The 21,906-nt window shown below is 71.0% G+C and carries 13 protein-coding genes and 1 pseudogene; 5 read left to right on the top strand and 9 right to left on the bottom strand.

What is annotated here, in order from left to right; all coding sequences use genetic code 11:
- Positions 1 to 205 precede the first annotated feature (205 nt).
- The 4 genes from HJD23_RS00570 to HJD23_RS00550 are packed head-to-tail and all read left to right on the top strand — an operon-like array spanning position 206 to position 5,730.
- The gene (locus HJD23_RS00570; protein WP_171110084.1) at positions 206 to 1,414 is read left to right on the top strand and encodes an MFS transporter; all 1,209 of its coding nucleotides are present in this window, start codon (positions 206 to 208) and stop codon (positions 1,412 to 1,414) included.
- A complete protein-coding gene (locus HJD23_RS00565; RefSeq protein WP_346770296.1) occupies positions 1,380 to 2,651 on the top strand; it encodes an alpha/beta hydrolase-fold protein in 1,272 nt (423 codons plus the stop codon). The genes HJD23_RS00570 and HJD23_RS00565 overlap by 35 nt, the downstream gene beginning before the upstream one ends.
- Positions 2,648 to 4,357, top strand: a complete 1,710-nt coding sequence (locus HJD23_RS00560) for a thiamine pyrophosphate-binding protein (protein WP_171110083.1) — start codon at positions 2,648 to 2,650, stop codon at positions 4,355 to 4,357. The genes HJD23_RS00565 and HJD23_RS00560 overlap by 4 nt, the downstream gene beginning before the upstream one ends.
- Positions 4,354 to 5,730 (top strand): LLM class flavin-dependent oxidoreductase, encoded by a 1,377-nt coding sequence (locus HJD23_RS00550; protein ID WP_206326033.1) that lies wholly within the window; start codon positions 4,354 to 4,356, stop codon positions 5,728 to 5,730. Before HJD23_RS00560 ends, HJD23_RS00550 begins: the two co-directional genes overlap by 4 nt.
- Positions 5,731 to 5,761: 31 nt before the next feature.
- Here the strand turns inward: HJD23_RS00550 and HJD23_RS00545 are convergent, their stop codons facing one another.
- Both HJD23_RS00545 and HJD23_RS00540 read right to left on the bottom strand, forming a co-directional pair.
- Positions 5,762 to 7,426 (bottom strand): carboxylesterase family protein, encoded by a 1,665-nt coding sequence (locus HJD23_RS00545; protein WP_171110081.1) that lies wholly within the window; start codon positions 7,424 to 7,426, stop codon positions 5,762 to 5,764.
- A 49-nt stretch (positions 7,427 to 7,475) separates the two neighbouring features.
- Entirely contained in the window at positions 7,476 to 9,068 is a 1,593-nt protein-coding gene (locus HJD23_RS00540) for a carboxylesterase family protein (RefSeq protein ID WP_171110080.1), read from the bottom strand.
- Between the two features lie 397 nt (positions 9,069 to 9,465).
- Between HJD23_RS00540 and HJD23_RS00535 the strand changes: the two genes are divergently transcribed.
- Positions 9,466 to 12,096: a glycoside hydrolase family 3 C-terminal domain-containing protein gene (locus HJD23_RS00535; protein WP_171110079.1), complete on the top strand. Its 2,631-nt coding sequence runs from the start codon at positions 9,466 to 9,468 to the stop codon at positions 12,094 to 12,096.
- Positions 12,097 to 12,148: 52 nt separating this feature from the next.
- Here the strand turns inward: HJD23_RS00535 and HJD23_RS00530 are convergent, their stop codons facing one another.
- The 7 genes and pseudogenes from HJD23_RS00530 to HJD23_RS00500 form a co-directional block, all read right to left on the bottom strand.
- Positions 12,149 to 13,555: a hypothetical protein gene (locus HJD23_RS00530; RefSeq protein ID WP_240980576.1), complete on the bottom strand. Its 1,407-nt coding sequence runs from the start codon at positions 13,553 to 13,555 to the stop codon at positions 12,149 to 12,151.
- Positions 13,556 to 13,962: 407 nt separating this feature from the next.
- A pseudogene (locus HJD23_RS00525) lies at positions 13,963 to 14,381 on the bottom strand (carbohydrate ABC transporter permease); the annotation flags it as partial.
- A 411-nt stretch (positions 14,382 to 14,792) separates the two neighbouring features.
- Positions 14,793 to 15,971 (bottom strand): HAMP domain-containing sensor histidine kinase, encoded by a 1,179-nt coding sequence (locus HJD23_RS00520; RefSeq protein WP_232108115.1) that lies wholly within the window; start codon positions 15,969 to 15,971, stop codon positions 14,793 to 14,795.
- Between the two features lie 123 nt (positions 15,972 to 16,094).
- A complete protein-coding gene (locus tag HJD23_RS00515; RefSeq protein WP_171110077.1) occupies positions 16,095 to 16,862 on the bottom strand; it encodes a response regulator transcription factor in 768 nt (255 codons plus the stop codon).
- Positions 16,831 to 19,083 carry a glycosyltransferase gene (locus HJD23_RS00510; RefSeq protein WP_240980575.1) on the bottom strand — a complete coding sequence of 751 codons (2,253 nt, stop codon included), beginning with the start codon at positions 19,081 to 19,083 and terminating at the stop codon, positions 16,831 to 16,833. Before HJD23_RS00510 ends, HJD23_RS00515 begins: the two co-directional genes overlap by 32 nt.
- The gene (locus HJD23_RS00505; protein WP_171110076.1) at positions 19,080 to 19,760 is read right to left on the bottom strand and encodes a DUF998 domain-containing protein; all 681 of its coding nucleotides are present in this window, start codon (positions 19,758 to 19,760) and stop codon (positions 19,080 to 19,082) included. Before HJD23_RS00505 ends, HJD23_RS00510 begins: the two co-directional genes overlap by 4 nt.
- Before the next feature lie 350 nt (positions 19,761 to 20,110).
- Positions 20,111 to 21,634, bottom strand: a complete 1,524-nt coding sequence (locus HJD23_RS00500) for an alginate lyase family protein (protein ID WP_240980574.1) — start codon at positions 21,632 to 21,634, stop codon at positions 20,111 to 20,113.
- Positions 21,635 to 21,906 lie beyond the last annotated feature (272 nt).

Here is a 21,906-nt window from a genome sequence, read left to right as displayed (position 1 = left end):
GCGTCGGGTTTCTACTCGACCGATAAGGCCGGTCTTATCGCCGGGGCGGGTGCGGGACGTTCCGTGTCCTATGGTCGGCCTCCAGGGATCGTCGACAATATTGTCTGCAGTTGTCGATGTGGGGGACAGTACACGGCCGTACCGCGCGTGCGGAACGGTGCGGACGCGACGACCTGGATCCCCACCCCCTCCGCAGAGGAGTCCGATGGACGCGTCACGGCCGACCGTTCCCTGGCGAGACCTGCTGCCGACCGCGCTGATCCCCAACGTTCTCCACGGCTCCGGTCAGGGTGCCGCCGTGCCGGTCACCCTGCTGGCCGCGATGAAGCTGACCGAGTCCTCGGCTGCCGCGGCCGTGGTCGCCGCCATGCTCACCGTCGGGCAATTGCTGCTGGCGCTGCCGGCCGGATGGCTGGTCTCCCGGTTCGGGGAGCGGTCCGTCATGCTCGGGTCGACGGCGGTCACGGGCCTGGGTGGCCTGGCGGCCCACCTCGCCTCGTCCGTGTGGGCCCTCGCGGCCGGTGCGCTGCTGATCGGGAGCGGGGTGGCCGTCTTCGTCACGGCCCGCCACACGTGGGTCACCGTGGCCGTACCCGTCGGGGTGCGCGGGCGCTCCCTCTCGGCCCTGGCCGGTGCCACCCGGCTGGGGCTGTTCACCGGTCCGATCCTCGCGGGCGGTGCCATACGGCTCGCGGGCGATGTCCGGGGCGGCTTCCTGGTGGTCGTGGGGACGTCCGCCCTCCTGGCGATGGTCGTCGCCCTGGCGCCCTTTCCCGAGGGCGAGACCGGTGAGGACGACCTCGGAGCGCGTCCGAGGGTCCTGCGCACCATTTGGGAGCGCCGGGACGTCCTGCTGACGCTCGGCCTGACCGTCTCGGTCGTCAGCACCATGCGCACGACCAGGCGCATCCTCGTCCCGCTCGTCGGCGCCGGCGTGGGCCTGGACGACGTGACCGTCACGCTCGTCGTGGGTCTCGCCTCCGGGCTCGACTTCTCCCTGTTCTACCTGGGCGGAGTCGTGACCGATCGCTGGGGACGGCTCGCGGTCGCCGTACCGGCCCTCGTGGCCTTCGCCGTGTCCCATCTGGGCCTCGCGCTGGCACCCCGACTGTCCGTCGGCACAGGGTGGTTCCTGGCCTGCACGGCGCTGATGGCCATGGCCAACGGCTGGAGCGGCGGTGTCGTCGCCACCATGGGGTCGGACCTCGCCGACCCGCGATCACCCGCCCCCTTCCTCGGCTCGTGGCGCCTGACGACGGAACTGGGGCCCTCCGTCGCGCCGTTCGTCATCGCCGCGCTGGTCGGCGCGCTCTCACTGTCCGCGGCATGCGTGGCACTCGCCTTCCTCGCCGGGGCCGCCGCCGCCCTGCTGCCGCCTCATGTCCGCAGACATCTCCCACGCGCACAGCGCTAGCCTTATCGGCCTATCACGAACGCTTTCGTGCGCGGCATTGCACTTCTTCCCGCGGACTTCCGACCATGGCGGGGAGTCGGAAGGAGCGCAATCGATGAGAGTGACAGGACCGAGAAACGCCGTCAGGGAACGGGCCGTCGCGGCATCACTGGCAGGAATTCTCGTCGTGATGTCCCTGGGTGCGGCGTCTTCGCCGGACACAAGCCCTGGACGGGATACGACGGTTGTCCGGACCGCTTCGAATTCGAAGGGTGCCGTGCTCCGGCTTCGAGTGCACGCGAAGTCGCTGGAGGGAAATCTGGGAGGGGACTCGGCGGACCGAGATGTCTCGGTCTATCTACCTCCTTCCTACAAGACGAACCCGCATCGGCGATACCCGGTCCTGTACATGCTGCACGGGTTCACGAACACGGATCTGAACTACTTCGGTGAAGGGGCGTCGACACACATTCCCACCATCGCCGATCGTACGGTCGGCTCCGGCACCGCACGAGAGATGATCATCGTCACTCCGAACGCGATGACCGTCTACGGCGGCAGCAACTACTCCAGCGGGGCGACCACCGGCGACTGGGAGACCTTCATCTCGCGTGAGCTGGTGTCCTATGTCGACCGGCGTTTCCGCACCATCCCGAAGGCGAAGGCGCGCGGGTTGGCGGGCCATTCCATGGGCGGCTACGGCGCGATGCGGATCGGGATGCGGCATCCCGAGACCTTCTCGTCCCTGTACATCCTCAGTTCGTGCTGTATTTCCCCCATGAGCAACATCCCCGACACTCCTGAGGAGATGGCGGCGTTCGAAGCCTTCACGGAGCGTCCCGACGACTACACCCAGGTCCCCGCCAACATCAGGACCGCGGTCGCCGCGGCGGCGTCCTGGGCACCCAACCCCGCCAACCCGCCCCTGTACTACGACTCTCCGGTCAAGAACGGCGAGCTCCAGGCGTCGGTGTTCGCGCGGATGACCGCCAACCGGCCCCTGGCCATGGTCGACCAGTACATCAACAACCTGCGGAAGCAGCACATCGCCTTCGACGTCGGCAACGAGGACACGAACATCGCCGCCAACCTCACCGAGTTCGACCGCATCCTGACCTCGTACGACGTGCCGCACACCTTCGAGGTGTACCAGGGGAACCACGGCAACCGCATCCCCGAGCGGTTCGAGCAGGAGGTGCTCCCCTTCTTCTCCGAGCACTTGCTGCGGGCCTCCGGTTCGTCGAAGGAGTCTTCTTGAACAGGGCGAAAGAGGTGAACGGGGCGAACGAGGCCGCCGGAGCCGGAACCGAAGTCCGCACCCACGCCCAGGAGTTCGCGGAGGCCGTCTCGCGGACCGGGTGCACCCATGTCTTCGGGCTCATGGGCGACGGCAACATGCACCTGTGCCTCGCGCTCGAAGCCCGGGGCGTGCGGGTGGTCGAAGTCCGGCACGAGAGCGCCGCGGTGGCGATGGCCGAGGGATACGGCTGGTCCTCGGGCCGCACCGGGATCTGCTCGGTCACCCATGGCCCGGGGCTCAGTCATGTGGCGACCTCGCTGCTGGTGGCGGCCCGCAACCGGTCCCCGCTCGTCGTCATCGCGGCCGAGACCCCGACCGGTTACCAGGGAGCCCAGACCTTCGACCAGGCCGCCTTCGTCGCCTCCTGCGAGGCCGTGTACCGAAGCATGACCCCGGTGGAGAGCCCGGCGGACGTGCTCGCCGAGGTCATCGCCCTGGCGCAGGCAGAGTCGAGGCCGGTCGTCCTCGGCGTCGCGGCCGATCTTTTCACCGCTCCCGTCACCGGGCGGGCCGAGACCGGCCCGCTGTACCGGCTGCGCTCGGCGCCCACGGACGGTGACGACATCGCCGCGGCCGAACGGCTCGCCCGGCTCCTGACGGATGCGCGACGGCCCGTGCTGATCGCCGGCCGGGGCGCAGCGGACGGCGCAGCGGCGGATCTCATGCGGGCCCTCGCTGACCACTCCGGAGCCGGGCTGGCGACGACACTGCCCGCCAAAGGGCTGTTCGACGGGCACCCGCTGGACCTCGGCATCGCCGGAGGACTGTCCCATCCGGCGGCCGAGCGCGTCCTCGGTTCCGCGGACCTGGTCGTGGCGATGGGCGCCTCCATGGGCAAGAGCACCACGCAGTCGGGCCGCCTGTTCGCCCAGGCGCACGTCGTCAAAGTCGTCCACGACGAACCCGGCGCGGGGAAGACGGAGACGCTCCGGGGCGACGTGGCGGGCACGCTGAAGCACGCGGTGCCCCTCACCCGCACCACCACCGCCACCCGTCGGCCCTGGTTCACCCCGGTCGGTCCGCCCGCCGACTGCTGGCAGGAAGACCTGAGGGACTTCTCCCCACCCGTCCCCGACGGCACCGTCGATCCGCGGCGCGCGGTCGCGGAGATCAGCGAGCACCTTCCCGAGGACGCGACCGTGGTCATCAGCAACGGGCACTGCTCGGGCTTCGCCGCGGCCTTCGTCACCGTTCCCGCGCGGGGGCGCTTCTACGCTGCCCAGGGCTTCGGATCCATCGGACAGGCGCTCACGACGGCCATCGGCGTGGCGCTGGGCGCATCGGGCCGCAAGACCGTCGTCTTCGAAGGCGACGCCGCGTTCATGATGCACGTGCAGGAACTGGACACCGCGGCCCGGGCCGGTGCGGATCTGACCGTGTTCGTCCTCAACGACCAGGCACTCGGCACCGAGTACCAGCGACTCAGGAGAGACGGCAGCGACGCCGGGGCAGCCCTCGTGCCGTCACCCGATCTGGCCCCGCTCGCGGCCGCGTTCGGCGCTCGCTCCTCGACCGTCGACACCCCCGGCGCGCACGCGCTCGCCGAGGCGGCACTGCGCCCCGGCCTCGCGGTCGTCGACGTACGCACCGCCCGTTCGGTGCTCAGCCGACACATGAGGCTGCCGCACACCCAGCCCACGCCGGAAGGAGGAGTCCGGCGGTGACGGACGAAGCGACGGCGGACGTCTACGACAGGCTGGAGGGCACGGCCCGCACCTGCACCGCGCAACTGCGCGTCTACGGCGGCCGGGTCCGGTTCGGCGGAGTGATCGACACCGTGCGCTGCCGCGAGGACAACGTCCTCGTGCGCACGGCACTGTCGCGGCCCGGACACGGCCGGGTGCTGGTGGTCGACGGAGCGGGCTCGCTGCGCACGGCTCTCCTCGGCGATGCCCTGGCACTCCAGTCGTGTTCACTCCCGGGGACACGGTCCACGTGGACGAGGACGGCGTGGTGCTGGTGCCCCGTGGAGCGGACTGAGGGTGGGCGGAGGGTGGCCGGAACACTGGAGTTCGCGATGCAGTTCACCATCGTCGAACCCGTTTTCACCCGTCAGCATGCCCGGAGACTGACCGAACTGGCCCGGATGGCGGACGACTTCGGCCTGCACTCGATCGGTGTCGGTGACACCGGCTTCCGGCTGAACGAGGCGGCGGCCCGGGTCACCCTCCTGGCCCTCGGCACGACCCGGACGTACGTCGGGATGCGCCCGACGAATCCCTGGACCCGCGACCCGCAGATCACTGCCGCGTTCCTCGCGACGATCGACTCCATTACCGGGGGCCGCGCCTTCATGGAGATCGCCACGGGGGACTCCGCCGTGCGCAGCGTCGGCCGCAGGCCGGCGACCCGAGCGAGACTGGAGGAGTACGTCACCTGCGTCCGCGACGTCCTGGCGACCGGGCACGGACACTTCGCGGGGCGCGACATCCGCACCTTCGCGGACAGCCGCGGACCGGTCCGCATTTCGGTCGGCGCCGAGGGCCCGCGCATGCTGGAACTCGCCGGAGCGATCGGTGACGCGGTCTCCATCGGCACCGGGCTCACGCCCGACGTCGTGGCATGGTCGCTGGAGCAGGTCGAGCACGGCGCACGTCAGCGGGGGAGGGATCCCGCCCGGGTCGAGCCCTGGTTCACCGTCCGCAGCGTCCTGGACGACGACGGGCAGGCCGCGCGGAACCAGGTGCTCCCCTCACTGGCCTCGATCCTGCACCACAGCATGCGCAACGGCGTCGAGGGCCGTCTGGTGCCCGAGCACCATCACGACGCCGTCCGGGAGTACGTACGGCGGTACAGCCTGGCGGATCACCAGCGGTCCGGCGGAAGCAACGAACTCCTCATGGAACGCCTCGGCCTCACCGAGTTCGCCATGTCCCGATGGGGAATGGCGGGAAACCCGGCGGACTGGGCCCGGCGCATCTCGGATCTCGCGGCCTCGGGTGTCCGCCGGATGTGGCTGGCCAACCGCGGGGACCTTCCCCGACTCGAATGGGCACTGCGCACCTTCGGAGAACAGGTGCTGCCCCATTTCCGTTGAGCACCCACCGGTGGGTGGTGACACGGAGTGGTCAGGACAACAGGCCCTCCCAGAAGTCGAGGTTGTGCTCCTCGGCGAAGTCCCCGCTCACCTTGGAGCAGGGGGCCGGCATCGCGCCGCTCGCCGGTGAGGTGTCGCAGGCGGACAGGGACATCAACTTGCCCGTCTGCGCACGATACTTGGGCCACGACGGCGTACCGGGGCCGTTCGGGTCGCCGAACGCGGCGAACCGGTTCCAGTAGGTGATCATCTGCCGGGACAGTTCCAGTTGGTCGTCGTCGTACGGCAGGGTCTGGCCGAGGTAGTCCCAGAGGTAGCCGAGGTCGTCGACGTGGATGGCGCCGCCGAAGGGGAAGTCGCGGGCGACCTGGCTCTGTTGCTGGATGAGGTGGATGGACGTGAAGTGCGGGGTGTCGCTTTCGGCGAACTCGTACGCATAAGTGGGCACCCACCGCGAGAACGTGGCCATCAGCTGCTGACGGGTGTACGACGTCGAGCCGTTCTGGGCGTCGGTCCATGCTTCGCCCGGCGTCCTGTAGGCGCTGAGCGGGTACTCGGCGAGGACCTTGTCGGCGTTCGCGCCGTAGGCCGAGCGGACGGCGGCCTCGTACTGGGCGGCCGTCATCGGGGTTCCAAGATAGTCGTAGTTCTGGAAAGTGGACAGGCCCCGCTCGCTGTTCGTCTGGCCGAGCATCACCGGGACCCGGTTGAATTCACCGGTCCGGACGGCGGTCGCCGGGTTGACCGGGAAGGCCCGGCCGCCGACGGAGAGGGAGACGCCCGCCTTCTTCTGGGCGGCGAGCAGTTCGGCCGCCGGTTTGGCGCGCAGACAAGCGAGGACCGAGGACGCGGTCTCGCAGCCGACGGCCTTGACGAAGGCGGCGCTCTGCGCCTGGCCGGAGGCCGCGGACTGGAGGTTGCAGCCGCCGCTCATGATGACCGCGCGCGCGAACAGGCCCCTGGCGGTGGGCGAGGCGAGGTGGTCGCAGACCGAACCGGCGCCGGCGGACTGCCCCGCGATGGTCACGTTCTTCGGGTCGCCGCCGAAGCGGGAGATGTTGGACTGGATCCAGCGCAGGGCCGCCTGCTGGTCGAGGAGGCCGTAGTTGCCGGGGCCGTCCTCGCTCTCGGCCTGCAGTTCGGGGAGGTTGAGGGTGCCGAGCACGCCGAGGCGGTAGTTGATCGTGACGACGACCGCGTCGGTCTGTGTGACGAACTTGCGCGGGTTGGTGTCCTGGCCCGCGCCGCCGGTGAAGCCGCCGCCGTGGATCCACACGAGCACCGGCGACTTGGCGCGGGCGGAGTCGGGGACGTAGACGTTGAGGTCGAGGCAGTCTTCGGTGGTGATGGTCTTCTCGTAGCCGGGGTCCCATCCGGTGTTCTGCGCGCACCGGTCGCCGAAGGAGGTGGCGTCGCGGACCCCCGGCCACTTCTTGACGGGCCGCGGCGCCTTCCACCGGCCCGCGCCGGAGGCGTCGGCGGCGTACGGGATGCCGAGCCAGGCGGCGTAACCGGTCCGGTGGGTGCCCCGGATCTTGCCGTCCGTGGTCTGTACGACGTCGGAGACGGGACGGGATCCGGCTGTCGTGGACGGCTGGGCCTGCGCGGCGACGATCGGGGTGAGCCCCAGGGCGAGGAGGGAAAGGGCGGTGAGTCCGGCGCGGCCTCTGCCGCGCGGTCTGATGGCGGGTCTCATGGCTCCCTGCTTTCTGCGTGCGGGTATGCCGGAACGGGGCGGACCGGTGTCAGCCGAGCCAGACGTCGCAGTGGTGGTCGGCGGCGTAGCTGGTGATCACCTTGCTGGCGCCCGCGGTGCGCAACTGCATGACCTGCCAGTCGGAACCCGACTGGTAGCGGGGCCACGACGGCTCGCCCTTGGTGTTCGGGTTGCCGCTGTGCGCGAACGCGCCCCAGTAGTGGATCACCTGGTCGGCCAGCTTCTCCTGCCGCGCGGTCAGCGGCTTCTCGCCGAGCGTGAAGTCGAAGAGGTAGGCGAGCTCGGCGCTGTGCGCGTTCGACATGTCCTTGCCGGGGATGGTGAAGCCGTAGAGCGTCGGTGAGGTCGGGTCGTCGAACTCGTAGCGGTAGACGGTGGTCTTGGCCGACAGGCCTTGTGCACTCTGCTGGTGGGTGCAGGCCCGCTGGGCGTCCGTCCGCACCTGGGTGATGGCATCCCACGGGCTCGTGTAGTTCCGCAGTGGATACGCCTTGAGGACCGCGTCGGCCTTGTCGCCGTAGTCCGCCCGGACCCTCTGCTCGTAGCCCTCCGGGGTGAGGTCGGCGAACGCCTCGGAGGCGAGGCGGTTCTCGGAGCGGGTGTTGCCGGTCAGGATGGGAGCCTTGTTCCAACTCCCGCCGTCGAAGGCCTGCCTGAGGCTCTTCGGCATGAACGAGCCGCCGATCTTGGAGCCGCCGAGGTACTCACCCTGGTGCGCGATCAGTGTGTTCGGCCACGCCTTGCGCAGGCAGGAAGCGGCGGTGGCGTCGTCGGTGCAGCCGACGGCCTTGGCGTAGTCGACGCCGCTCTTCTCGCCTGCGGCGAGGGTCGCGGGCGACGAGCCCAGGCACTGGGAGCTCTGCACGATCGCCTTGTCGAACAGGCCCTTGGCGGACGGGATGGCCATCAGGTCGCAGACGGCGCCGCCGCCCGCCGACTGGCCGGCGATGGTGACGTTGCGGGTGTCGCCGCCGAAGCGGGCGATGTTGTCCCGGACCCACTCCAGGGAGGCGACCTGGTCCATGCGGGCGTAGTTGCCGGAGCCGCCCGGGGTGTCGGCGCTGAGGGCGGGGTGGGCGAGGAAACCGAGTGCGCCGAGGCGGTAGTTGACGGTGACGACGATGACGCCGGTCTTGGCGGCCATGGAGCCGCCGCCGTAGATGACGCCGGTGCCCTGGGTGTTGGCCCCGCCGTGGAACCACACCACCACGGGGAGACGGGCGCCGGGCCGGGTGCCGCTCGGGCGGTAGACGTCGAGGTAGAGACAGTCCTCGCTGACCGCCTGCTCCTCCCGGATCCCGGAGGGCTGGAACTGCAGACAGGCCGGTGACTGGCGGTCCGCCTGCCGGACGCCCTTCCAGGACGCGGGGGCGGCGGGCGGCGCGAACCTCAACTCCTTCACGGGCGGCGCCGCGTAGGGCAGTCCCAGGAACCGGTCGGCCCGGTCCGCGGTGACCCCGCGGACCGCACCGCTGTCCGTCCGCACGACGGACGTCGCGCGGCTCGGGCCGGACTCACCGGCGGAGCCCGCCGTGGTGATGGTGGCTCCCAGGGTCAGAGCGGGAACGAGTACGGCCGCCGCCAGGGCGGCCAGGCGCTGTTGCAGGGCACGTCTGAGCACACGAACCTCCAGAGGATGGGTCACGCCGAGGGCCGGGGTCAGGGGCCGGGGAGGGGAGGAGCCGTCGTGGTGGGGGTGGGCTCTACCGTCTGCGAACGTAACCGCCCCCAAAATTGTCAGCAATATGTGAGACACAACTTTCTTCGCTTCTTGAAGCCGCTCCCGTTGTCGTCGACCAGGGCGTGACCTGCACGTACAAATGCATTTCAGGAACTGAAAACCATCGGTGATACCGGGGTAAGCGTCACTTGAAGTGTTGACCGCGAGTCCTCCCGCATCCACACTCAGTCCGCATCCGCCCGACGCCTGAGCCGATGTGACCCCGTGTCAGTTCGGCTCACGTCAGGGGGCGTCGGGCGGTGCGTCATGACGTGCACCGCAGGGAAGGGACGCCCGCATGCACCAGCCCCGCAACGCCACCCCGCCCGCGCACAGCCGCCGCGAGGTACTGAGAATCCTGGGTCGCACGGCGTCCGCCGTCACTCTGCTCGCCCTGCTGGAGCCGGTGGCGACAGCGAGACCCGCCACCGCGGCGCCTGCCGCGGGCAGCGTCCGGGTCCGCGCCCTGCTGGCCCGGCTCACCCTCGACGAGAAGATCTCCCTGGTCCACGGGGCCACCGATCCCGAACGGCTTGGCCAGGCCGGATACCTGCCCGGCGTACCCCGTCTCGGCATACCGGAGCTGAGACTGAGCGACGGCCCGGCCGGCATCAATGTCGCCGCGTCGGCCACCGGCCTGCCCCCGGTCTCCACGTTGGCCGCCTCCTTCAACCGCCAACTGGCCCGCGAGTACGGCGAGGTGATGGGCCGTGAGGGCCGTACCCTGCGCATGGACGTGCTGCTGGCCCCGCAGGTCGAGCTGTGCCGGGCCCCCTACTTCAGCCGCAACAAGGACCAGACCGGCGAGGACCCCTACCTCAACGCCCAGTTGGCCGCCGCCCAGATCGAGGGAGTCCAGGCGCAGGGCATGCTCGCCATGGCCAAGCACTACCTGGCCAACAACCAGCGCAACGGCGAGTTCAACCGGGCGAACCCCGACGACCCGGCGACCAACTTCGACTTCCGCGTCGACGACCGCACCCTGCACGAGATCTACCTGCCGGGCTGGGAGGCGGCGGTACGTGCCGGGGTGGCCGCGGTGATGGCGGCGTACAACCACCTCAACGGTGAGTGGAACGCCGAGAACCGCACCACCCTGACCGACATCCTCCGCGGCGAACTCGGGTTCACCGGGTTCGTCACCTCCGACTGGGGCGCCACCCACAGCGTCTGTGTCGAGGACGGCCTCGACATGGAGATGCCGGGCGGCTCGTACTTCGGCGACCCGCTCAAGCAGGCCGTCCAGGACGGCACCATCCCCGAATCCGCTCTCGACACGGCGGTTTCGCGCATCCTCGGTCAGTACGACCGCTTCGGCATCCTCGACGGCAGCCGGCCACCGGCCCGCCGGTCCGTCGACATCGCCGCGGGCGCCCGCACCGCCCGCAGGGTCGCCACCCAGGGCGCGGTCCTGCTCGCCAACGACGGCGGGCTGCCGCTCGACCGTGCCGCGCTGCGCTCGCTGTCCCTGATCGGCCCGACGGCCGCCCAGGTGGCGGTGTCCGTCTGGGGGGGGGAGCGGGCGTACGGCTTCGAGGACCGCATGGTCTCACCGCTGGACGCGCTGCGGCGCACCGCGCACGTCGAACCTCGCTACGCCGTGGGCGTGGACCTCACCGGCCACGCCGTACCGTCGGAGGTCCTCACCCCGGCCGACGGCACCGGGCACGGACTGACCCGCACCCCCGCCGCGGGCGGTGCCCAAGTGACCGACGCCACCGTGGACTTCACGGGTGACCGGTCCTTCCCCGTCGGCTCGTCGTACGTATGGACCGGCACCCTGACCCCGCCGAGCAGCGGTGAGTACCGGCTGATGATCCAGGCGTGGCGCGGGACCGCCGACCTCTACCTCGACGACACCCGCATCGCCCGCGCCGCGTCCCCCCGGGACAACTTCGCCCGCAAGTGGTCCAGCATCGTCCCGACCACCGACGGCCTCGACAACGCCCTGGCCACGGCGACGCTCACCGGCGGCAAGACCTACAAGGTGCGGATCGCCCTCACCGGCTGGGCGGCCACCGTCCACGACCGCGGCCCGGTGCAGGTGCGCTTCGCCTGGGTCACCCCCGAGCAGCGCACGGCCGACATCCGGGCGGCGGCCCGCCTGGCCCGGCAGGTGCACACACCCGTCGTGTTCGCCTTCAACGGCTCAGGCGGCTCCACGGGCGGAGGCGGCGACCGCACCAGCCTCGCGCTGCCCGTCCACCAGGACGAACTGATCGACGCGGTGGCCACGGCCAACCACCGTACGATCGTCGTGCTCAACGTCGGCGACCCGGTCACCATGCCCTGGCGGGACAAGGTCGGCACCATCCTGCTCGCCGGATACTCCGGCCAGGAGGGCGGCTGGGCCACCGCTGACCTCCTGCTCGGCCGCGCCAACCCGAGCGGCAAGCTCACCATGACCTACCCGAAACGGGAGGCCGACCACCCGGTGCTCGACCCCGCCCACCCCGAGCGCTACCACGGCGTGAACGGCGTCGTCACCTACAGCGAAGGCATCTTCACCGGCTACCGGCACTTCGACCGGGCGGACGTCGAGCCGCTCTTCTGCTTCGGCCACGGCCTGTCCTACACCTGGTTCGCCTACGAGCGGCTGTCGGTGCGCGCGGCCCGCGGCGGCGGACTCGACGTCAGCTTCACCCTCACCAACCGCGGCCGTCGCAGCGGGGCGGAGGTCCCGCAGGTGTACGTCGGCCCGGCGCCGGACGCGCCCGTCGAGATGCCGGTGAAGACCCTGGCAACCTTCGACCGTGTGGAACTGCGCCCCGGCGAGTCACGCCGTATCACCCTGCGCGTCGACGAACGCCGGCTCTCCTACTGGTCCACCGGCGACCGGCGGTGGGTCCTGCCCGCCGGTCGCCGCACCGTGCAGGTCGGCTCCTCGTCCCGTGACATCCGCCTCACCGCGACCGGCCGACCACGCTGACGCCGGCCGGTCCCGATTTCTGAGGAGTTCCTCAGGACGGGCTGAATTTCAGTCAGCGGCGCAGGGAATCGAGCATGTCGTCGATTTTCGCCGCGACCTTTTCCGCCGAACCCTGCGCGTAGGTGGAATTCACCGCTTCATAGGTGATCCGGGCGTAACTGATGGAATCCGCCATGTTCTTCGCGCCGCCGTCGAGCATCGACAGCACGGCGGTGTGCGGGAAGGGGGAGCGCTTCTTGATGCTCAGGCCGGTGGAGGCGGACAGTTCCGGTGCCACCCCGGCGAACACTCCGTCCCCGATCCGGAGCACCCAGATGGGCACGTCGGCCGTGCCGTTGGGGGTGAAGGTGTAGTCCTTCACGGGGCCCGTCGGGTGCCCCATGGTGACGGCGTCGACCGTGATGGAGTCGGTGACCAGGTCCAGCGTCGCCGCGGAGGTGGTCTCGACGGTCTGGCTGACCCGGACGGCCTCGGTGCCCAGCCGCTCGCCCTGCACGGTGAGCAGCAGCCACCCGGCGTCAGCGGCGTCGGTCTGGGACCACTTCTTGTCCTTGCCGATGGTGTATCGCTTGGACCGGAACGTGGGGGACTGGTCGCCGCACGCACCGACCAGGAAGAAGCCCACGGTGTCGCCGCCGTATTGCTTCTCCACGTGCGCCACCGCCGCGCCCGCGAGGTCGGCCGTGACCGGGTGGTCGCCGTTCGCCATGACCGAGTCGAGCATCACCGAGGACTGCACGGCGTAGTTGACGAGGACGGCGATGGGGTTGCCGTCGGCGTCGTCGAAGCGGGTGACACCGACGCTTTTGTCGGACGTGCCCGACTCGCCGGTGCCCAGCCACCAGCCGTCGGCGGTGAGGACGTCACGGTTGACGTTGACGTCGCACTTGCCGGTACCGAAGCCGACCCGGGCGGGCTGCAGTGCCTCGACCGCCGCCGCGACCGCCGTCGAGGCGGCCTGTGAGACCTGCCTCATGAACGGGGACGTGGCCGCGCTGCCGGGGTTGACGTGCGGGGCGGAGAAGGTGTGGGTGACTGTCACGACGATGTCGGCGGTCTCGACACCGGCCGCCTCGGAGACGATCTTCCGCAGCGCGGCGACCCCGTCGGGGCCGATCGAGGTCATGTCCAGTACCACCAGGGCGACGCGTCGCGAGCCGCTCTCCAGCAGCAGGATCCGGACGTACAGGTCGTCGTGGACCGTGGTGAAGCCGTCGAGCGGCAGCAGCGAGGACGGTAACTCGATCACGGCCTTGCCGGCCCCCGCCTTCAGCCCCGATGCCGAGGTGCCCGCGCCGGACGCCGCCGCTGCCGGCACGGCGTCTGAGGCCGCTGCCCGGGTGCCGCCCATGACGGAGGCTGCCGCCACCGCCGTGGCGACAGAGCCGCCCAGGAATGAGCGTCTGTGCAGCAGCCCACTCTCCGGCCGGCCCTTCTCGCCCTCGTTCTTCGCCGTCACAGAAGTTTCCTCCATTGTAATTCCGGGCCTGATGAGCCGTTTTTGGGTATACGGTTCCCGCCCTCCGTTCCGGAATGGAGGGAGTCGGAAAATACAGCACGTGGATCTTCGCAGCAGACTGCATGGGACGTCTACGGGTGAGTTCATCAGATGAGATTGCGCGCTGCGTCATCGTGAGCATTGCGCGAAATCCTATGAGTGGGCTGTGGATATGCATTGAATGCGCTCGGGCGCCACCTTCAAGGACACGATGGCCCGCCCGACCAGCCCTCCGGGAAGGCGGCGCTCACTCTGTCAGAACTTTGACGACGAGCGACAGCAGGGGGCTGGTCGGCCAGGCCGAATCCGACGGGGCCGGTTGCCACGAAGACACCGGCCCCGCCGCCGAACTGGCGGATGAGCTGGGGCTGGAGCAGTTCGCCGGGGATGCCGGACATGAACGCGGTGAAGATCAGCACCGCGAAGGGGACGGCCAGGGTGGAGTCGGCGACGATCAGGCCGGGGACGGACTGGAGCAGGCCCAGCTGGAGGTAGATGGCGTAGAAGCCCATCGCCATGATGATGCCGGGGATCATCTGGGCGACCAGGAACAGGAAGCTGAGCAGCCCCCGCCGCGCGGGCGCAGCTTGGCCAGTGCGTAACCGGCCGGTGCGGCCAGCGCCACGGTCAGGACGACGGTGCCCAGACCGACGACGAGACTCGTGCCGAGGTAGGGCAACTGCTGGTCGAACACGGCCCGGTAGCCGTCCAGTGTGCCCTGGACGGGGAACAGGTCGGGCGGGCTCTTGCGCATGTCCTGGTCGCGCGTGAAGGACACGTTCAGCATCCAGTAGTTCTCCGAACCGGTTCGACGGCGTGCCGGGCCTTCTGAAGTAGCCCTTGTAAAGCAGTCGCCACCGCATGGAGGTGCATCCTCCCTCAGCGTCCGAACCGGTTCGACTGCTGGACCGGCCGCGTACGCGTCTCGACGGGCAGGTCTCCTCTGCTCCGGCATCGCACCTGCGGGCATGCCCCAGCCCCGGGCGGTGCTGCGGAGCGTCGTCGGTGAGCCGAAGGCCGTGCCGCGGTGCGTCCGGAGGTCAGAGCAGCGGCAGCCTTCGCTCATGCCCACTGCGCAGTGCGGGGCGGACGTTGCCGACCACCCACGCGAAGCCACCGGTACAGAAGGCGAGGAGAACCCACCAGAAGCAGTCCGGGAGTCGGACACAGCGCGGCGTGCGTGCGTGGAGGGAACCGATCAGCGGTCGGCGCACCCGGTCCCCTGCGGCAGGCGCAGCGTGAAGGTCGCTCCCTTGCCCACTCCCGGCGACTGTGCGGTGATCTCGCCCCCGTGGGCGCGGGCGATGCCCCGGGCGATGGTCAGGCCGATGCCGCTGCCGCTCGCCGGTGCGGGGCGCCCGGGGTGTTCCACCCGCTCGAACCGGCCGAAGATGCGGTGCAGGTCGCTCTGCGCGATGCCGATCCCGTCGTCGGCGACGCGGACGACGATCTGGGGTGACGGGTCAGGGCCGGCACTGTGCACGGCGAGCGAGACCCGTCCGCCCCGATCGCATGCGGTGAGCGCGTTGCCGAGCAGGTTGATCAGTATCTGGGTGATCCGGTCGGGGTCGCAGTGGGCGGTGGCGGGCGTGTCCGCGGTGACGGTGAGGGCCACCTTCTCATCGTCGTACTGCGGGCGGAGCCGCTCGGCGGTGGCGCGTGCCAGCGCGGCCACGTCGGTGGGTTCCCGGTGCAGGGTGAAGGCGCCCTCCTCCAGCCGGGACAGGCTGGAGAGGTCCCCGGCCAGGCGCCGCAGCCGGTCCAGGTCGTCGGTGAGCGAGGCGAACATCGCGTCGTCGGGGGTGAAGATTCCGTCGGCCATGCCTTCGATCTGGCCGTGCAGGATGGTGATCGGAGTGCGCATCTCGTGGGCGATCTCGGAAACCAGCCGGGCCCGGCGGCGTTCCGTGTCGGCGAGTGCCGCCGCCAGGCGGTTCACGTCCTCGACCAGTGCGGCGAGTCCGGGCTCGTTCGGCAGGTCGAGGACGTCGTCGTAGTGCCCGTCGGCGAGCCGGTGGGTGGCGGCGCGCACATCGTCCAACGGCCGCACGAGAAACCGGGACATGGCGACGGCCGCCAGGACGGCCGCGGCCACCCCCGTCCACAGGGCCGCGTGGAAGGTCACGTCGGGGTCGACATACCTGCGTCTGGCGCCACGCGTGCCTTCGAGCGCTTCCCGGACCGCCTCCATGGCGCCCAGCGCCATCAGCAGGACCATGACGTGGGAGAGCACCAGGCGGTGGCGCAGCGTCAGGCGGGCTTCGAGCCGCCGCAGCCACGGGCGCCACGCCCGTCGGTCGCGCCATGCCCCCTTCACACGCCGCACGTGCCACGCACGCCTGGTGGTCGTACGGGAGAGCCGGGCGGGCAGCCGCATATCGTGTATGTCCTTTCCGGGCGTTGCCATCGGACGGGCAGCCTCTTAGGGCCACGCCCGCCCGGCACTTACCGTCGTACGGCCTGCTATGACCCTGGTATGGCTGTTACGGCGTCTGATCCATCACGGGGGACTACGACGTGTTACGTCCTGTTGCCCCGGCGGCCGCTGCGCGGGGCGCCCGGTGAACCGGTAGCCGACGGTGCGGACGGTGCCGACGAACCGTGGCGCGCTCGCCTCGTCGCCGAGGGCGCGACGCAGGGTGCGGATGTGCACGTCCACGACGCGTTCGTCGCCGAAGAAGTCCTCGCCCCAGACCTGGGCGAGCAGGCCGCGCCGGGTGAACACCCGCCCGGGGAGCCGGGCCATGGCGAGCAGCAGGTCGAAGTCGAGGGCGGTCAGCTCCACGGGCCGGTCGCCGTCGACCACGACGGTCCGGGTGTCCGGGGAGATGGTCAGGCCCTCGAAGCGGAGGGTCTCGTCCTCCTCCCCGGGACCGGACGCCCCCGACCTGCCCGACCCGCCGCCGGTGCGGCGCAGGACCGCCTGGACCCGCAGGGCCAGTTCACGGGGGCTGAACGGCTTGGTGACGTAGTCGTCGCTGCCCGCCGTGAAGCCGATCAGCCGGTCGACCTCCTCGTCCCGGGCGGTGAGCAGGATCACCGGGACCCGGCTGCTCTCCCGGATGCGGCGCAGCACCTGGAAGCCGTCGAGGCCGGGCAGCATCACGTCCAGGACCACCAGGTCGGGCCGGTCCCGGACGACGGCCCTGAGCCCGGCCGGGCCGTCGGCCGCCTCGACCACCTGCAGGCCGTCCGCCTCAAGATAGCCGCGCACGGTCATGCGGATCTTGGGCTCGTCATCGACGACCAGAACGCGCTGCGTACTCATCGTGCTCGCTTTCGATCACCGGGGTGAGGTGCGGTTGGGGCGCCGCGGCCGCAGGGCGGCCCGCGGCCTGGAGGTAGAGATCCTCGAAGGCGCTCAGCGTACGGCGGATGTCGTGTCCGGCGACGATCTCCCTGCCCGCCTCTCCCATCCGGCGCCGGGCCGCGGGATCGGCGATCAGGTCTCCGAGAGCGGCGGCCAGGGCGGGGATGTCCCCGGGCGGGAAGAGCCATCCGTTGTGGCCGGGGCGCACGAGGTGGGGAAGGGCCATCGCGTCGGCCGCGACGACGGGCTTGCCGGCGGCCATGGCCTCCATGGTGGCCAGGCTCTGCAGTTCGGCGGTGCCGGGCATGCAGAAGACGTCACAGCGGGCGTAGGCGTTCAGGACCTCCTGGTCGCTCACCAGGCCGTGGAAGGTGACGCGGTCCCGGATGCCGAGTTCACGAGCCAGCCGTTCCAGGGCCCGACGGCACGAACCGTCCCCGACGATCTCCGCCCGGACGTCCGGTGTGCCGGGGAGCCGAGCCAGCGCGCGCAGCAACTCGTGGACGTTCTTCTCCTCGTCGAGCCGCCCCACGAACAGCACCCGCGCATGAGCCCCACCGTGGTCCATGCCGGGCTGGGCGAAGCGGGCCAGGTCGAGCCCGCAGGACACGGGCCGGGCGGGCACGTCCAGTCCGTTGTCGTGCAGAAGCCGTACGGCGCGGGGCGTGGGCGCGGTGACGACGTGGGCGCGGCGGAAGACCCGTACGAGGTCGCGCCAGGCGAACCGGCAGGCCGCATCGCCCAGCCGGGCGGGCAGCCGGGTGTACCCGAGGAGGTTCTCCGGCATGAAGTGGTTGGTGGCCACCACCGGCACCCCGCGCCGGTGCGCGGCGTTCGCCACCGCCCGGCAGACGGGGAAGTGGGACTGGATGTGGACCACGTCGGGGGAGATGTCCGCCACCAGCCGGGCGGCGGGTCCGCTCACCTGCCAGGGCAGGCACACGCGGAACGTGGCGTGGAACGGCGTGCGGTGGGACGGCAGCCGGTGCACGGTCGTCCCGCCCAGCACCGTGCTGCCGGGACCGGCCTCGGCCGCCGGACACATGACGTGGACCTCGTGGCCCCGCCCGGTGAGTCCCTCGGCGAGCCGGTGGGCGAAGTTCGCCGCCCCGTTCACGTCCGGGGGAAAGGTGTCGGCGGCGATCAGTATGCGCTGGGGACGGGGAAGGTCACCGGGCAATGCGTACTCCTGGGACGACCCGGGCATGGCGTACTCCTGGGATGAAAGGGGCCGGTCGCGGTCGTACGGCGACCGGCCCGGGGTGGGACGGGGGACATCAACGGTGAGCGGGGTGGGACGGGGGACGTCCGGGGCGACGTGGGGAGGGACAGGCGTGGCGCGGGTGATGTGGACCACGCCCGTGAAGGAGAGGGCCCAACAGACCAGGCCGGTGAGGGCGGTGGCCGGAGAGAGCCCGGCGGCCTCGCCCAGCAGACCGACGCCGATCGCGACCGCCACGAACGGGTCGACCACGGTCAGACACGCGACGGTGACCTCCGGCGGCCCGGCCGCGTGGGCTCGCTGGACGAGCAGGAAGCCGACCAGGCCCGCCGCCGCCAGTCCGCCGAGTGTGCCGAGCAGTGCCAGGCCCACACCGTGCGACCCGAATTCCGCACCGCCGGCCCGGACCAGCACGGGCATGCAGCCGTACGCGCTTCCGGCGCCCACGCCCAGCGCCAGACACCGCGCCGGGCCGCGCAGCGGCCGGGCGGCAGCGCAGCATCCGGCGACGACCAGCAGCGCCAGCGCCCCGGTCGCCCACTGGGCCGCCACGGTGACGGGGGCGACGACGGTGACCCGCGCGGCGAGCACCGTGAACGTCCCCGTCCCGGCGAGAACCACCGCCAGCGTGAGCACGGTGGCCCGGGGCAGCCGCGCCCCGCGCTTCCGCCGCCCCCACACCACGCCCAGGACGACGGAGCACACACCCAGCGGCTGCACGACCGTCACGGGAGCCAGCTGGAGCGCCCAGATGTGCAGGGCGCCACCGGCGCCCAGCAGGACGAGACCGACGAGCCAGCGCGGATGACGTACGAGGAACCGCAGCGGCAGCGCACTCGGGGGTGCGCCGGGGACGCCCTGCCGACCCCGGTGCACGGCCTGGTGCTGGAGCCGGGTGCCCGCCACGTACGCGCAGGCGTTCGCGAGGGCCAGGGCCACGGCGAGTGCGGTGCTCACGGGTTCCGGCCTCCGCGCAGTGCGTCGGCCATCGCGAACAGCAGCGCGATCTCCAGCCCCAGCGTCAGTCGCTCGGCCAGCCCGAGCAGCCCGGCCGCCTCGGCGGTCATCGGCGTGTCCGGGCGGACCGCGCTCAGATGCGCACCCAGGAAGCACAGCGCGGCCCCCGTGCTCGCCCACGACAGACGGCCCACCCGTCGCGCCAGCGCGGGCGCGTGGCCGAGCAGTCGGCGGGACAGCAGCAGACCCGTGGCGGGCAGTGCGGCCACGGCGGCACCCGCCGCGTAGCGGTGTACCAGGCCGTCCGCGGACGGGACACCACCCGCCGGGTCGGTGGGGAAGACGGCGCTGAGCACGAGCCCCGCGCACGCCACCCCGAGCGCCGCCGGGACGAGCGGCCCGACCGCTAGCCGGCTGTGGAGCAGCCCCGCGAGCAGCGCGGCCGCCCCCGTCGCCACCGCGCCCACCGAGGCCGTGAACAGCGCGGCGGCGCCGTCGTGCAGCGCGTAGTCGCTGAGCGTCTGCCCGACCGGGTCCACCTGCCCGGACCACCGCAGGTGCAGCAGGACCGCCAGAGCGACGGAACCGGCCAGCGCGGTTCGGGCGGTGGTGGTCAGGAGCCGGACGTCAGGCCCGTCGCCGACGGCGGTCGATCGCGACGAGAGAAATGCGTGCATGACCGCCAGGCAACAGCCGCTTCATAAGGCTCGTACGACTCGGTGCATGAAGCTTCGATGAAGCCGCATGACGCCGGGTGCGCCGTGGTGACGGCGGGCGCGGTCGCCCGGAGGAGGTGACACCGACGGGATCCGCATTCTCGACCGACGGGACTTCCGCACCGAACGACCGTCGGGCCGCCACACATGTTCGGGTATCGCCGGACGACTTGCCGTTCTGACGCGAGCAGACCCCGTCTCGAAGTCGCGGCCGTGCGCTCGGGGGGCTTCGACGCAGGGAACGGCGGCACGAGCCGACAGCCGGCCCAGAAGCCGACCCGTTCGCACCGCCTTCGCTCAGGAGCCCCGGATCACCCGTCGGATCCGGGCGTGTTCGCGCCGCGCCCGCGACGGCGGAGCAGGAGCAGACCCCCTGCGAGGGCGGAGGCCCCGGCGGCGGACCAGGCCAGGACGCTGCCCGCCCCGGTGGCGGCCAGATTGTCGGTGGCGGTGGCGGTGGCGGTGGCGGTGGAGCCGCTCTGCGGGCGCGTCCCGCCGTTTGTCGCGCTCCCCGGGGCCTTGTCCGCCGTCTTGGTCTCGCGTGCGGCGCCCGGCACGGCGGCGCCCACGTCCTGCGGGTCCCGGGTGTAGGTCAGGGTGCCGTAGCCGAGATGGTCGTAGCTCCAGCCGGCCCCGCCGCGGAGCCCGCCGCCCTTCTCCGGTGCGACCTTGTCCTTGTAGGCCGTGATGTCGGGGACGTCCAGCCCGCGGCGCACCGCGTAGTGGTTGTGGATCAGGGCCCAGATGGGGCGGGTGGCGCCCCGGCCCTGGTCGCTGATCTCCGCTTCGGTGTGCAGGCCTGCGGCCCGACCCGCCACACGCCGGCCGATGCGGCGCGAGTATGTGGTGTACGGAACGTCCTTGCCGAGGTTGTAGCGGGCGACGTACTCAGCGCCCTTCATGAACCGGTTGTCGTCGTACCCGTACAGGTCCTCGCCCAGGTTCCAGGCCATCTCGCAGAGCGCGCCCATCCAGCCGACGCCCGCCATGGTGTGCTCCTGGTCCCTGCCGCTCTCCTCCCACTGCCCGAGGACGACGCCGTCCGCCTCCTCGTGCAGGATGGGGACGGCCCGCTTGACGCAGCCGTTGCCGTCGCCGTTCTTGAAGTAGTCCACCGCCCGGTCGATCTTGGCCTGGTCCTCGGTGAGCCCGCCGATGGCGATGATCGACGCCAGGGTGCACAGCTCCCAGTTGGCGCGGTAGTTGGTGGGGACGGCGTCGTTGTGGTTGACCAGGAAGTAGTCGTTCATCGGGTAGAAGATGTCGACCATCATGGACTGGAACCGGCCGAGGTCGAATCCGTCGTAGTCGCGCATGATCTCGCCGGCGTTGGCCAGCTGGTATCCCTGGATGCCCGCCATCAGGTACCGGTCGGCGTTCCCGCGGAGCTCCTTGAGAGTGCCCGACCAGCCGTTGAGGATGTCCCGCGCCGTGTCGGCGTGCCGGCTGTCCCCGGTGATCTTCCAGCGCAGGGCGTTCTGGTAGGCCGCGGCGGCGTCCCGGAAGAGCAGGTGGACGTTCGCGCCCTCGCCACCGCGGATGACGGTCGCGACGGGCCGCGGCCGGTAGTCGGACGCCGAGTCCCGGCTGCTCAGCAGCCGCTTCCAGCCGTCCGTCCAGGGTTGCGCACCTGCCTTGACCTTCTCGGCCATCCGGTCGAAGTCGGCCTGTGTGTGCAGCAGCGCCGGGTGGGTGAACCCGGCCTTCGGCGCCGCCGGCGCGGCTGAGGCGGTTCCTGCGGCCGCCCCGATCGCACTGGCGCCGGCACCGGCCGCACCGGCGAGCTTGAGCATTCCGCGACGGCTGAGTGAACGGTCGGCGGTGGCTCGTTGCATCGATCTGTCTCCTGATTTTCCAGCGGTCCTGTACCAAGGAGACGCGCGCTCCACCGGCGGATAACAAGAACCGTGCCGATTCGCACGGGAGCGGCCGTCCCGCGCGGCTCTCCGCTCCCGTCACCGTGGGGTCTGTTGGATCGTGTGCCAGTGATTTGCCGTTTCGACGGGTCTACGGCGAGCTCCCGGGTCGGCATCCTGCCGTCGCCAGATCGAACCCCTTCGGCCCGGCTGCTGTCCGGGCGACGGGGTGTGCAGGCCGAGCCGGTCGG

It is taken from the genome of Streptomyces sp. Z423-1, from assembly GCF_013009255.1.
Classification (GTDB): domain Bacteria; phylum Actinomycetota; class Actinomycetes; order Streptomycetales; family Streptomycetaceae; genus Streptomyces; species Streptomyces gossypiisoli.
This window is presented reverse-complemented; position numbering and strand designations above follow the sequence as displayed.